This window comes from Janthinobacterium sp. 61, assembly GCF_002846335.1.
GTDB lineage: Bacteria > Pseudomonadota > Gammaproteobacteria > Burkholderiales > Burkholderiaceae_D > Janthinobacterium.
In genome coordinates this window covers 115,265-127,968 of sequence record NZ_PJMQ01000001.1, presented here as the reverse complement: position 1 = coordinate 127,968, position 12,704 = coordinate 115,265, and the positions used below count along the sequence as shown (strand labels likewise).

Below are 12,704 nucleotides of genomic sequence, written 5' to 3'. Positions count from 1 at the left end.
GGCCGAGAAGCGCAACTGTACGAATAGTACAGTGAGCATCGCAGGCCGCAAATCGCGACGCGCAGTAGATTTAGTTAGGCGTCCTGGCCCGGATGGCACTGAAAACCTGTCACTTCCAGGTCGAAACCGGCCATCGACGGCATCTTGCGTGGACTGGCCAGCAATTGCATCTTGCTCACGCCCAGGTCGCGCAGGATTTGCGCGCCGATGCCGTAGCTACGCAAGTCCATGCTGGCGGCGCGGCCTTTCGGCTTGGCTTGCGGCGTATCGAGCGCGGCGAACTGGGCAAACAGTTCGCCCGACGTTTCGCCGCAGTTCAGCAAAACCATCACGCCCCGCTCGGACTGCTTGATGGCGGCCATCGAGGCGGCCACCGTCCACGAGTGAGTGGTCGCTTCGCTTTCCAGCACATCCAGCAGGGAAACAGGCTGGTGCACGCGCACCAGCGCTTCCAGGCCGGGCGCCAGGTCGCCATGCACGAGGGCCAGGTGGGCCGACGCGCTGGGCTTGTCGCGGAACGCGATCAAGCGGAATTCACCGTGCGCCGTGTGCAGCTTACGCTCGGCAACGCGTTCGACCAGCGATTCCGTCTGGCTGCGGTAATGGATCAGGTCGGCAATCGTGCCGATTTTCAGGCCATGCTGCTCAGCGAACACCAGCAAGTCCGGCAGGCGGGCCATGGTGCCGTCGTCCTTCATGATTTCGCAAATCACGGACGCGGGCGTCAGGCCGGCCATGGCCGTCAGGTCGCAACCGGCTTCCGTATGGCCTGCGCGCATCAGCACGCCGCCCTTTTGCGCTTTCAGGGGGAAGATATGGCCAGGCTGGACGATATCGCTGGGCTGTGTTCCCTTGGCCACGGCCACCTGGATGGTCTTGGCGCGGTCGGCGGCGGATATGCCTGTCGTTACGCCTTCGGCCGCTTCGATGGAGACGGTAAAGTTGGTGCCGTAGGCGGTACCGTTGCGCGAGGTCATCATCGACAGGTTCAGCTCGTCGCAACGCTCTTCCGTCAGGGTCAGGCAGACCAGACCACGCGCATGCGTAATCATGAAATTGATGGCTTCAGGTGTCACGAAATCGGCGGCAAGCACCAGATCGCCTTCATTTTCCCGGTCTTCTTCATCGACCAGTATCACCATGCGGCCGGCGCGCAATTCAGCGACGATCTCTTCGGTGCTGGATATAGACATTATTCATCCTCTTGAGACGCCAGGCAAAACCTGCTGCGCGTTGGTATAGGCGGCCTGCGATGCTCACCGTACCTTCGTACGGTTGCGCTTCTCAGCCACCTCTCCCTTCCGCTCGCGACGGTTTTTCCGGGCGTTGTTAATGTAACTAAAAACTGAAACTGAAATTGAAACGTCGAGCGCGAATATTCCGCGAATTTCCGGGAATTTTCTTATAACCTGCTATTTTAAAGGATTTAGCGCTTGCAGACCTGAAATAAGACAGCCCAGCAACACCAATATGCAGGCCGCCGCCCTGCTTGCCCCGCAAAGCGCCGCTTCCCCGATCCAGCGCACACGGCGACGGCAAAACGCGCGCCATCAGTCTTGCGAAGAGCATAAGATCAGCCAGTCACCACCACGGCGCTGACACCCCACTCGCAGCGATACCCACACAGGAGCGGCAACATGAAAACCAACGGATCGGCCATCTGGTCAGGCGGCATCAAGGACGGCAAGGGCGCCATCAGCACACGCAGCGGCGCCTTGCAGGACTATCCCTACGGCTTTGCCAGCCGCTTCGAAGGCAAACCCGGCACCAATCCCGAAGAATTGATCGGCGCCGCCCACGCGGGCTGCTTCACCATGGCCCTGTCGCTGATCCTGGGCGAAGCGGGCCTGACGGCGGAAAAGATGGAGACGACGGCTGAAGTGACCCTCGACAAGGGGGACGACGGTTTTGCCATCACGGCCGTCCACCTGATCCTGAAAGCAAAAATACCGGGCGCCGACCAGGCGACATTCGAGGCATTGACGGCGAAGGCCAAGGCCGGCTGCCCCGTGTCGAAGTTACTTAAAGCCAACATTACCCTGGACGCCAGCCTGCTGCCCTAGATTTTAGTCACGGGCTTGACGGGTTCCACGGCGGCCACCGGCGCCACCAGTGGCAGGCGCGAGTCGCTGGCCGGCAATGGCCGGTTCATCAAGCCCGGATTCAGGGCTGCATTGTTCAGGTTATAGGCGGCGATGGCTGCCGCCACCGACGGATCTTGCGCTGACGGCGGCGGTACAGTCATGCCCGCGTTTTGCGCGGCCAGCTCTTGCGCCTGCGCATTTTGCTGGGCCAGCTGGGCTTGCGCCGTCGCCTGGCCCGCATCGGCTTGCACTTGCGCTGCGCGTGCCAGCGATTGCGCCCGCTCACTGGCCGCCTGGGCCGCCATTTGCGCGTCGCTTGCGGCCAGCTGGGCCCGCGCCGCATCATCCGCTGCCGCTTGCGCCCGCTGCTGCAAGCCCTGCTGCTGCACTTGTCCTTGGCGCAGATCGTCCACCCGTGCAACTTCCTGCTGCTGCGCCTGCTTATCTGTATTGATGCGTTCGCTGTCCAGGCGTTCGGCGTCAAGGCGCGCGGTATCGGCGCGCTGCTTGTCCGTGCGCTGCGTCTGCAGCAATTGCGCTGCATCGGTGGCGGCTTGCGCCTGCGGCGGGGGCCGCAATTCCTGCAAGTCCAGGTTCAGCTCTTCCGCCTCCAGCTGCTGCTGCAGTTCCAGTTGTCGTTGTGCAATGGCAGCCGTTTGCGTCGGCACCCCTTGAGCCACGGCCTGCGCGGCATACGCCGGCACGGCGGCACCCGCCAAATCCGCTTCGACGCTGGCCGCCAGCGGCGCGCCCTGCTGCCGGGCCAGCATGGCGCCCACCTGCGCCAGCACGTCCGTTCCCTGTTGCAAGGCGTCCAGGGTGGCATGACTGTCAGCCGCATATGCGGCTTGCAAAGTTGCTGCATTGACATCTTCATTGCGCAAATCGATGCCGATGCGGGCCAGCTGTGCTTGCGTGAGCAAGCCGCCGTCCTGCGCCAGCGCGGCCGCCGCACCCGTCGTGCCATCGCCCGACAGCAAATCGTAGCGCTGCGCCAGGCTGCCCGTCGTGTCGCCAGCCGTCGCCAGCTGGCTGGCATCGATGCCGCTCGTTTGCAACTGGGTGAACGATTCCGTCAGCTGCCGCGCCAGCGCCAGCAAGTCGTCATTGACGTTGACGGGGATATTTGCCGCGCCGGCCTGCTCGGTGGCGCCCTGCAAGGCCAGCAGTTGCCGGCGCGACAAGGCCACGCCGGACAGGAACTGGCCCAGCGGGGAGAGGTCGACCTGGGTCGATGACTGAATGGCCAGGGCCGCCGCCGCGCTGGAAGACGGCACAGGCTGCGCCGGCGCCAGCGGTGCCATCCCGCCCACGCGAGGCGTCGCCGGTATGGCATTGGGCACGGTTACGCGCGAAATCGGGTCCATGGCTAGCCTCCACTGCGGAAAGCTTCATAGTATGCGCGTCTGGAAGAAAAGCAACACACGCTTGGCACGACGAAAGGCCGACGGGGGTGTTGCTCCTTTACGCTGCCATGTCAGGCGGCGGCCTTGTCCAGCGACAGCATGCGCTCGACATAGCGGGCGATCAGGTCGATTTCCAGGTTGACCTTGCCATCGACCGTCAAGTGTTTCAGGGTCGTCATGGCGATGGTGTGCGGTATCAGGTTGATCGAGAAGCGGCAGCCGTTGACGGCACCCGCGCCCAGGTCTTCCACGCGGTTGACGGTCAGGGACACGCCATTGACGACGACGGAACCTTTGAAGGCCAGGTATTTCGCCAGTTCGTGCGGTGCTTCGATGACCAGTTCCCACGATTCGCCCACGGCTTCGAACTTGCGCACGATGCCCAGGCCGTCGACGTGGCCGGAAACCAGGTGGCCGCCCAGGCGCTCGGCCAGGGTCAGGGCTTTTTCCAGGTTCACTTCCGTGGTCGTATCGAGGCCCACTGTGCAATTGAGGCTTTCACGCGAGACATCGACGGCAAAGCCCGTGTCCGACTTTTCCACCACCGTCATGCAGGCGCCATTGATGGCGATCGAATCGCCCAGGGCCACGTCGGCCAGCGGCAAGCCGCCCGCGTGAATGGTCAGGCGCACGCCGGCATCGAGGCCGCCTTCGAGTGCTTGCACGGTGTCAATCTTGCCAATGGCGGCAACAATTCCTGTAAACATGGAGCTATACCCTATAAAAAGTGTGAAAGTATTAATTGCGCTTGGCGAATCTGGCAAGGATACGCACATCTTCGCCCACTTGCTGAACCTGGTGAAATTGCAAAGTGCGCTGCTGTTTGATATCCGTCAAGGCGGGCAAGGCAAACATGCCTTGCGCATCGCCCAGCAAGGTGGGCGCCAGGTAGACCAGCAGCTCGTCGACGCAGCCTTCGCGGATCAAGGAGCCGTTCAGCTTGGAGCCGGCCTCGACGTGGACTTCATTGCATTGCCGGCGGCCCAGTTCCAGCATCAGCGCGGCCAGGTCGACCTTGCCGGCCGCATTCGGCAGCACGATGACTTCCGCGCCCAGGGCGCGCAGCTGCGCTTCCTTCTCGGGATGGGCGACGGCCGCCACGATCCAGGTGCCGCCGCCCTGCAAGATGCGCGCGTCGAGGCTGATGTCGAGCCGGCTGTCGATGACGATGCGGCGCGGCTGGCGCGGCGTTTCGACGGCGCGCACGTTCAATTGCGGATCGTCCGCCTTGACCGTGCCGATGCCCGTCAGGATGGCGCAGGCGCGCGCGCGCCACGCATGGCCGTCGGCACGCGCTGCAGGCCCCGTGATCCACTGGCTTTGCCCGTTGTGCAAAGCCGTCATGCCATCCAGGCTGGCCGCCGTTTTCATGCGCACCCACGGCTTGCCACGCTGCATGCGCGAAAAGAAGCCGATATTCATTTCATGCGCCTCGTCAGCCAGCACGCCCGTGGTGACGGCGATGCCGGCCGCTTCCAGCTTGGCCAGCCCCTGCCCCGCCACCAGCGGGTTCGGGTCCGTCATGGCGGCCACGACACGCCCCAGCCCTGCGCGCACGAGCGCATCGGAGCAGGGCGGCGTGCGGCCATGGTGGTTGCACGGCTCCAGGGTGACGTAAGCGGTGGCGCCGCGCACGTCGTTGCCGCGAGCAGCCGCATTCGCCAAGGCTTGTACCTCGGCATGATCCTGCCCCGCCGCCTGCGTCACGCCGGCGCCGATCACCTGGCCATCCCTGACGATCACGCAGCCGATGCGGGGATTGGGCGAGGTCGTATATAAACCGCGCGCAGCCCATTCCAGCGCCAGGCGCATGCCATCGATATCGTTGAGTATTTCCACGGGCTTCTTTGATAGTGAGTGATAGGTGAGTCGGGTTATGAACTGTCGGCCACGCCGCTGCAATTGGCCGCTTGCTGCTGCGGGTCACAGACACGCACCCTGCCCAGCATATTGATTTTAATATGGCGCACCTGCTTTCCCAAAGTCAGGGACAAGGTACCCCAGCGCGCGGCCAGGCTATTGGTCGCGCTGCAACTGCGTCCTGCGCCATTGTAGGCGATATAAAACGGCGCCGTGGCCGAGGAAAACGCGAACTGCGCCGTGATGCCTGCAGGTAGCGGCCCCTGGCGAAACAGCAATTCGTCGCCGTCGTCGAACGCCAGGTTGGCATTGCGGTCAATAAAGACCAGCCAGCCCGTGCCCCAGTCCGTGCCCCCTGGTCCAGCCGGCATCAGCAGTACGCGCTGTCTGCGCGCCATCGCCTGCGCCCGCGTCAGTTCGATGGCCGAAAACAGGTCCGTGGCCGCCGCGCGTACCTGCTGGCGCGCCAGCAGATGCTGCAAGCCGGGCATGGCAGCGGCCGCCAGCAGCGCGGCCATCGCCAGCACGGCCAGCAATTCGATCAAGGTATGCCCTGTCCACCGTGGGCGCTGATGCGTGGCCATGGCCTAGTGCCAGCAATGGCTGGCGGGACCGCTGCTGCCGCGCTGGCCCGTGCTGTTCAAGGAGAGAACGCCGCAATCGGCATCCTGGAACCGCGCATCGACCTTGGACGTGCCCGGTATGGCCCGCAACAGCACGCATTGCCCGATCGTCAAGCCGGGGCAGGCCAGCGCCTCGATTTCATAGGCGCTGCCGGGCGCCCCCCCTTCGCCGGACCACCACGGAAACGCTTGCGCCTGGGTCGCCGGCGACGCCGAAGAAAAGGCCAGATAGTGATTGTTTTGCGAATAATAGCGCTCCTGCTGCTGCATCAGCCGCAGCAGGGCCGCCTGTCCCTGCACCCGCTTGGCGCGCACGACATGGCCGTGATAAGCGGGCACGGCCAGCGCAAGCAGCAGGCTCATGATCGCCAGCGCGGCCAGCAGTTCGATCAGGCTGAAGCCTAAGGTGGCTGCAGGGGCGCCACCGTTTGCAGCGGGCTCATTCCGCCTTGCCAGCACGCCCATGGGATCTCCCCCTCTCCAAAAAAGTGCCAGCCGCTGCGCCAGCCAGTACCGCTTTAGCTTTCCGCACGCCAGCCATGCCGGCGCCTATTTCTTCTTGGCCGCCTCGTGCAATTCGCGCCAGTTCGCCACTTCCCGCCAGCTGAGGCGCCGGGCCGGCAGCGGCGCGCTGACGACCTTGAGCCCCACCCCGCTGGCCGCGCCGGGCAAGCCAGGCTGCAGCACGGCAAGTTCCTTGCGCCCCTCGGCACGCCCCGACGCCGTCACGGCGCCCACCGTGCTGTTCAGCTCCAACGCCAGCGGCGGCGCGCGCGCCAGGCCATCGAACAAGCGCCCTGTCTGTGCCCCCGCCTGCACGAGACCGGCGCCATCGGCGGCAAAACCGCTCAGCACATCGAGCACATACAGGCGCGTGGCGGGCTTGACGCAAGAGTCGCGCCCCGGCAGTACGGTATTGAACAGCACCTTGCCGGCAGCCAGTACGGGACTGTTGACACTGCGTTCGCCCGTCTGCGCGGTATGGAGAAAATCGAGGTACCAGCCCCGCATGGCGTCGCTGCCCGTATAGCGCAACTCGGCGCCGTCGACGCGCACGCCGCCCACCGCCTCGCCCAGGCTGCGCTGCTCCAGGTCGGCCCGGCTGCGTGTGTGGGACGACTCCCGCAAATCATCGTGCACGGCGTAAAACGACTGCGGCAGAAAGGCGGAAGGCCAAGTATCGGCCGCTTCGACCAGCTTGCCCGTGCCGAACAGCAGCACATAGCCGCCACCGGGCGCATACGCCACATTCAGCCGCTGCGTCACGGGCTGGCGCCTGCCCTGCACATCGCGCGCCACAAACACCAGCTTGCGCGCCTGTCCCTCCTTCCACGGCGGCCCGCCAGCCATGCCGAGGCGCCAGATATTGCCCTGCAAATCTCCCGCATAGATATAAACCTGTTCGCCATCGGCGCCCGGCACCACGGCCGGCGGGCCCAGCGCCTGGGACACGGCTTCCGCGCCCACCGTCCCATCCGCATCGCCGCCATGGCCATCACTGGCCACGGGCACCTTGAGCCGGAAGTAATTACTTCCCAATTGCCAGGGCGTGCCAGGCGCCTTGTCCAGCGCCAGCAGGAAGATGGCGGCGGCCGATGCGGGGGCCGTCGTGTCCTTGCCGTCGTCCGCATGGTTGTTATAGCCGCTGGCGACGACGGCAAAATCGCGGAAAGCCGGCGCCCCCTCCTTGCCGCCCATATTGATACGGGCAAAGGCGGGCGGCGCGCGCACATTGCCCATCAGCTTGTCGTCGCGGTCCGTGAATTCCCACAGCGCCCCTTCTTGCGCGAAGCGCGCCGGGTCGGTGATATCGAGCGCAAACACGCCTTGCGCTCCGCCACCCAGGCCCGACACCAGCACCGTCTTCCAGCGTCCCGATGCCTGTACTTCCGCCGTGGCCGCCGCGCCATCGAGCAGCGGGCCGGGGCTGTAGCGAGTGCTCGCAGCGGCCGCCGCCGCGTGCAGCAGCGCTTGCGGCAGATAGGCAAACAATTCGCTGCCCGTGCGCGCATCGAACGCATGCAGCAAGCCATCGTTGGCCCCCAGGTAGAGCATTTTCCGACGCTGCAGCAGCAACTTGCGGTGCAAGCCATAGCCGGCGCCCGGCACGCCCAGCCCCGGCGCGCCCACGTACAGCAGATTGCCATATGGCGCCGCACCCAGGCTGCCTGAACGGCGCCGCAGGAAGCCGCCCGGCTGGCCCACCTCGTGCGTGCGCTTGCCCAGCAGATATGCCAGGCGCGCCTCTCCCTGGCCCGCCTGGCCATTGCCGCCTTCGAATGCGCCGCGCTGTTCCGCGTCGAGACGGTTCCAGGCCAGCGGCATCAGGCTGCCCCGGGCGTCGAGCGTGTAGACGGGACGCAAGGACACGGGCGTGCCATCCGGCACCAACTTCTCTTGGCCGCCAACGCGCCACCCTGGTTTGCCGGGAAGCAGCGCGCCGTCGGCACCCACGGCAAACGCGGTGCGCGACAAGCTCATGCTGCCATCGGCCAGGCGCATCTGCGTCTGGAACCAGTATGCCTCTTCCGTGCCACTGGCCAAGGCCATCAGGGCCGGCCCCGCCAGCGTCGCCGGCAAGCTGCCCATGTCGGCTGCCGCAAAAGCTGCCCGCAATCCCGCAATCAGGGCAGCCGGATCGCTGCCGGGCAAGTAATGTGAGGGCCAACGGCCGTCCACGCTCCACTCCTCCAGCGCGTTGCCCGTCGCGCTCTTGTAGGGGTTGGCGTCGCCGTTCGCATCGAGAAAGCCGCCATATTTGGCCACCAGCAACAAGGGTGTCGAGGCGGGCATGACGGCGGACACGCCCGCGGGGTCGCCCTGGCGCAAGTCGCCCGCATAGTGCTCGACCTTTGCAACGCCGTCGTTCCTGGCGCCAGGACGCAGCGCCTGCACATGCGACCAGTAGGCCAGCCCTGCAGCATGGTAGCTGGCGCCGCCCGCCCCGTCGGCCAGCAATTCCAGTGCCGCCAGTTCGGTCCGTGGCGCAGGATTACCCTGCGCGCCACTGCTTTCCAGGCTGCCCACCGCATGCGTCCAGGCCATCGCATCGAACGGCGGCGGCGCAAAACCATCGGCGGCGCGTGCGCGGTCGCCGTTTGATGCGGGAGTCGCCGGAACATTGCCGGGCACGTAGCGGTCGCCCGCCATGCCCGCATCGCCGAGGCTGACGACGATGTGGCGCTGGCAGCTGGCCGATTGCGGGTCGCTCCAATACGTCACGACCGGCAAGCCTTCATCGATGGCAGGCGCGGCCTTGGCAGGCGGCACAGCGGTACTCGCTTGCCGCCCCTGCAAGTAGCGCAGCGATTCATACAGCAATTCAGCCAGCGGCGCCGCCCTGGCGTACGCACCTGGGTGCCCGGCATTACTGCGGCCCAGGCCATTGATGTAAGCGGTCACCCCGCCACCAGGGCTCGCACCCTGGGCCACAGCCTGCGCCATATAGACGCCAGTGGCGGGATTCCACTCGGCATCGGCGTTGTCTTGCGGCATATAGTCGGGCGCCGTCCAGCGCTGCCGTCCAACGTGCGCCAGCGGCGCGCGCAGCACGCCGCCATACACGGGACCGGCGCTGGCGGGCGTGCCGTTCAAGTGACCAAACACGCCCACGCGCACCCTGCCGCCATGGCGCTGCACGGCCCCCACCGGCTTGTAATTCTTGCCGTATGCCAGGCACAAATCCTCGCGCAGCGGCCCCTCATCGGCGTCGCAAACGCGCACGCGCGCGAGAAACACGCCATGCGTGGCAGCAAAGCCGGGCGCGTCGCAACTGCCACCTGCGGGCTGGCCAAGGCTGGCATCGCCGAACAGCAGGCGGTTGCGGCAGGACACGATGGCCAGTTGCGCCAGCGCAAACGGCGTCGCCGCCGCCACGCCTGCATGCAAGACCTTGCGGGGAAAAAAGGTGGGATGGGCAAAATAGTCGATGGGGCCGTCGGCATCGGGCAGGTAGGCGCGCTGCAGCACCGTCTTGCGCACCTCGTCAATGACGCGGTCGCCGCCCGTCAGGGCGTAACGGACGATGTCGAGCATGCTGGCGCTGGCCCAGTTGAGAAAGTTGCCGCTGAAACTATCGCCGCCGCAGCCGTGCAGCGCATCGGCCGGTTTCAGCACGGAGAAGTAAGCGGTCGCTACGCGCAAGTCCGGCAGCATGACGCCGTCCTTGCTGCGGTACGGATAGCTGTAGCACATGCGCGCATGAAAGTAACCGGCGTACTCGCGCTGCGGCGCATAGTCGCTGCCGTACGCAGCCGCAGCGGCCGCATGCGTGAAGGACAGGTTAAGCAACAGATTCGGCGGCACTCTGGCGCCCTGCAAGCCCGCGTCGGCCCGCGCCAGCGTCACCGTCGGCTGGGCCGCGACAGCGGCGCCACTAGCCAGGCAAGTCAGCAGTATCAAGCAGAAAGACCACATAGCCCTCATGGCCCCGCTCCCGCCGCCTCTTTGCGGTAGTAGCTTTGCAGCACGACTTGCGTGCTTTCCTGCGCGCCAAACCCCATGGCCGTGATGCGGTACACATAGCTTTCCGTGGCCAGGCCGCCGGCCACTGCCGCTGCCTGTGCGCCGGGAGGGTGGAACGGCAGCAGTTCGATGAGGTAGCGGGGCCGGCGCGACGGCAGGAAACCCTGCCCCGTCTGCATGACCGCGCCCGTAAACTGGCCATACGGTACCGCACGGCTTCCAGCGTCCGCGCCATCGAGGTCCATGCTCAGCCAGAGCGCCGGCGCATCCTCGGGCGCGGGCAGGCACAGGCCCAGTGCGCCCCCTTCGCCGCAGCCGGCGGCAAACCCTGCCGCACTGCCCGGCGCAAAGAGGCTTGCCCGGCCCGGCGCGCCAGGCAAGCCTTCGATATCGTTTTGCGCATCCACCAATGCCTCCTCCGCCGCCTGAAACGCGATCTGCCGGTCACGCTCGCCGCGTGCCGCCTTTTCGCCCTGCAAGGCCATCTGCGCCGCCGATATGCCCAGCAGCAAGATGATCACAAGCAGGCACAGCACATACACCATGGTGGCGCCACGCCCTTGCGCGCCCGGAATGTAGCAGCCAGGACAACAACGGACGCCCATGCAAGCCACGGTGGCGCCCGCCTATGCCGGCCCGTTACGCAGCATGATGCTTGTCTGCACCAGTTGCCGCAGCCTGGAGCGCGTTGCTGCGGGCAAGGCCGCGCGCGCGATGCGCACGCCCGTGTCGCCGGCGCCGTGCGCTTCGGCATACGCCTTGCCGAACAGGTCGAACTGCGCCGGTCCCAGTTCCGCCATCTTGTCCACCTGGCCCGCCTCGCCATGCAACAGCAGCACCACGCGCACGCTGGCCACGCGCTTCCAGTGCGTGCGCCGGTAAAAATCGCGCTGGCGCGCGGCCGCATCCGCGCCCGCCAGTACCAGCGCCGCATCGTCGGAGTCAAGCGCGCTGGCGTTGACATAGCGGTTCGCCACGCCGTCGGGTGGCGTATCCGTATCGAGGCCATACAGCACCTGGAAACTGTCGACGCCGCGGATGATGGCGTCCGCGCCCCAGCCGTTCGCGCCGCGATATTTGCAACGCAGCTCGCCTTCGCCATCGGCTCCCTGGGCCACATAGAAAATGCTCCAGCCCCGCTGCGCCTCCGTTTGCGCGGCGCCCACGGCGAAGCCGGCGCAATTGAGCACGGATCCGTCGCCGCCCTCCTCCTTGCCGGCGCCGTAATAGCGCAGGGCCAGCACGTCGCTGCCCTGCACGGCGTCGGGCAACGCGCCGCTGATGCCTTCGCTGTCCTTGCCCAGGCTACGCGCGTCGAGCCCGGCGATACTCGCGCTGTCGTAATCCGCATGGGCGACGGGCGCGGCGCTGCTGTCCCAGTTCACATACGCTGTCTGGCGCACGGCGCGGGCGATGGTGTCGAGTGCATAGCGGCCATTGTCATCCAGGCGCGCGCTGGCGGACTGCTCACCATAACTGCCGCTGGAAGCCAGCAGCACGGTACTGGCCGCCAGCATCAACAGCGCGCCCAGCGACAGGGCCACCAGCAATTCAAGCAGGCTTATGCCTCGATGCCCGCGCAAGACAGTGTTCATGCGCCGCCTCCCCCAAGCTGGAATGCCAGCCTGGGCAACGATTCGCCTGCCGCATTCACGGCGGGTGATCCATCGGCCTGCCTGCCGCGCCAGCCCAGCTTGATGACGATGGGCGCGCCCTTGCCGCCGCTGCACGCCCAGTGCAAACCCTGGGCGGCGGCATCCCACGCGGCAAGGTCGCGGCAGATATGCAGCCGCGCGCCAGGCAAGGCCGACTGCAGCTGCTGTTTCCATTCGGCGATGTCGAATTGCGCCAGCTCGGCCGCGCTGCAGACGGCGGCGCCGAAGCAGCCGGGCGCGCCGCCGCCAGCCTCGGCGCCGTCCTCCGCCGCGTAGGCAACGCTCAGGTAGGGATTACCCGCATCGGGGCCATGCATGAGCACGCTGTTCGCCCGCATGCGTTCGGCCATGCCGGCGGCCAGTTGCACACCCGCCGACAACAGCGCCGACTCATGGCGCGCGCGCAGGGAACTCAGTTGCAGGATGCTGGCGCCCAGCAAGCCCAACGCCAACAGCAGCAGCGATACCAGCACCTCGACAAGACTGCTGCCATCCATGGGACCACGCGTGCCACTGTGCATGAGCTTCTCCTGCCGACAGAATGTAACCAGGACGGGAGCCGCGCCGGCGCCCGGCCCACTTACACGATAGGCGCGCGCAAACAACCGCGTC

11 protein-coding genes are annotated in these 12,704 nt (G+C 66.1%); 1 reads left to right on the top strand and 10 read right to left on the bottom strand.

The window, feature by feature from the left end:
- Window positions 1-74: 74 nt before the first annotated feature.
- Window positions 75-1,193: a bifunctional 3,4-dihydroxy-2-butanone-4-phosphate synthase/GTP cyclohydrolase II gene (gene ribBA / locus CLU92_RS00640; RefSeq protein WP_101480297.1), complete on the bottom strand. Its 1,119-nt coding sequence runs from the start codon at window positions 1,191-1,193 to the stop codon at window positions 75-77.
- Window positions 1,194-1,637: 444 nt separating this feature from the next.
- On the opposite strand from ribBA, the gene CLU92_RS00635 reads away from it, so the two are divergent.
- Window positions 1,638-2,063: an OsmC family protein gene (locus CLU92_RS00635; protein ID WP_101480296.1), complete on the top strand. Its 426-nt coding sequence runs from the start codon at window positions 1,638-1,640 to the stop codon at window positions 2,061-2,063.
- Here the strand turns inward: CLU92_RS00635 and CLU92_RS00630 are convergent.
- From CLU92_RS00630 to pilV, 9 genes are all read right to left on the bottom strand, one after another.
- Entirely contained in the window at window positions 2,060-3,451 is a 1,392-nt protein-coding gene (locus CLU92_RS00630; protein WP_101480295.1) for a hypothetical protein, read from the bottom strand. The two genes, CLU92_RS00635 and CLU92_RS00630, sit on opposite strands and share 4 nt — an antisense overlap.
- A gap of 110 nt (window positions 3,452-3,561) precedes the next feature.
- Window positions 3,562-4,197, bottom strand: coding sequence for a riboflavin synthase (locus CLU92_RS00625; protein WP_101480294.1), 636 nt, complete (start codon window positions 4,195-4,197; stop codon window positions 3,562-3,564).
- A 31-nt stretch (window positions 4,198-4,228) separates the two neighbouring features.
- Window positions 4,229-5,302 (bottom strand): bifunctional diaminohydroxyphosphoribosylaminopyrimidine deaminase/5-amino-6-(5-phosphoribosylamino)uracil reductase RibD, encoded by a 1,074-nt coding sequence (ribD, locus tag CLU92_RS00620; protein ID WP_180338612.1) that lies wholly within the window; start codon window positions 5,300-5,302, stop codon window positions 4,229-4,231.
- Window positions 5,303-5,364: 62 nt separating this feature from the next.
- Window positions 5,365-5,934, bottom strand: a complete 570-nt coding sequence (locus CLU92_RS00615; protein ID WP_243858215.1) for a GspH/FimT family pseudopilin — start codon at window positions 5,932-5,934, stop codon at window positions 5,365-5,367.
- Window positions 5,935-5,937: 3 nt separating this feature from the next.
- Window positions 5,938-6,438, bottom strand: a complete 501-nt coding sequence (locus tag CLU92_RS00610; protein ID WP_101480291.1) for a type IV pilin protein — start codon at window positions 6,436-6,438, stop codon at window positions 5,938-5,940.
- Window positions 6,439-6,522: 84 nt separating this feature from the next.
- Entirely contained in the window at window positions 6,523-10,389 is a 3,867-nt protein-coding gene (locus CLU92_RS00605; RefSeq protein ID WP_218973433.1) for a pilus assembly protein, read from the bottom strand.
- 5 nt (window positions 10,390-10,394) lie between these two features.
- Entirely contained in the window at window positions 10,395-11,042 is a 648-nt protein-coding gene (locus tag CLU92_RS00600; RefSeq protein ID WP_101480289.1) for a PilX N-terminal domain-containing pilus assembly protein, read from the bottom strand.
- 21 nt (window positions 11,043-11,063) lie between these two features.
- Window positions 11,064-12,032, bottom strand: a complete 969-nt coding sequence (locus tag CLU92_RS00595) for a PilW family protein (protein ID WP_101480288.1) — start codon at window positions 12,030-12,032, stop codon at window positions 11,064-11,066.
- Complete coding sequence (pilV, locus tag CLU92_RS00590) at window positions 12,029-12,613, bottom strand: type IV pilus modification protein PilV (protein ID WP_101480287.1); 585 nt, start codon at window positions 12,611-12,613, stop codon at window positions 12,029-12,031. The genes CLU92_RS00595 and pilV overlap by 4 nt, the downstream gene beginning before the upstream one ends.
- Window positions 12,614-12,704: the final 91 nt, after the last annotated feature.

Bases quoted from the DNA above. Each gene is read 5' to 3' on its own strand.
- ribBA (WP_101480297.1), bottom strand. From the start codon at position 1,193: ATGTCTATATCCAGCACCGAAGAGATCGTCGCTGAATTGCGCGCCGGC.
- CLU92_RS00635 (WP_101480296.1), top strand. From the start codon at position 1,638: ATGAAAACCAACGGATCGGCCATCTGGTCAGGCGGCATCAAGGACGGC.
- CLU92_RS00630 (WP_101480295.1), bottom strand. From the start codon at position 3,451: ATGGACCCGATTTCGCGCGTAACCGTGCCCAATGCCATACCGGCGACG.
- CLU92_RS00625 (WP_101480294.1), bottom strand. From the start codon at position 4,197: ATGTTTACAGGAATTGTTGCCGCCATTGGCAAGATTGACACCGTGCAA.
- ribD (WP_180338612.1), bottom strand. From the start codon at position 5,302: ATGCGCCTGGCGCTGGAATGGGCTGCGCGCGGTTTATATACGACCTCG.
- CLU92_RS00615 (WP_243858215.1), bottom strand. From the start codon at position 5,934: ATGGCCACGCATCAGCGCCCACGGTGGACAGGGCATACCTTGATCGAA.
- CLU92_RS00610 (WP_101480291.1), bottom strand. From the start codon at position 6,438: ATGGGCGTGCTGGCAAGGCGGAATGAGCCCGCTGCAAACGGTGGCGCC.
- CLU92_RS00605 (WP_218973433.1), bottom strand. From the start codon at position 10,389: ATGTGGTCTTTCTGCTTGATACTGCTGACTTGCCTGGCTAGTGGCGCC.
- CLU92_RS00600 (WP_101480289.1), bottom strand. From the start codon at position 11,042: ATGGGCGTCCGTTGTTGTCCTGGCTGCTACATTCCGGGCGCGCAAGGG.
- CLU92_RS00595 (WP_101480288.1), bottom strand. From the start codon at position 12,032: ATGAACACTGTCTTGCGCGGGCATCGAGGCATAAGCCTGCTTGAATTG.
- pilV (WP_101480287.1), bottom strand. From the start codon at position 12,613: ATGCACAGTGGCACGCGTGGTCCCATGGATGGCAGCAGTCTTGTCGAG.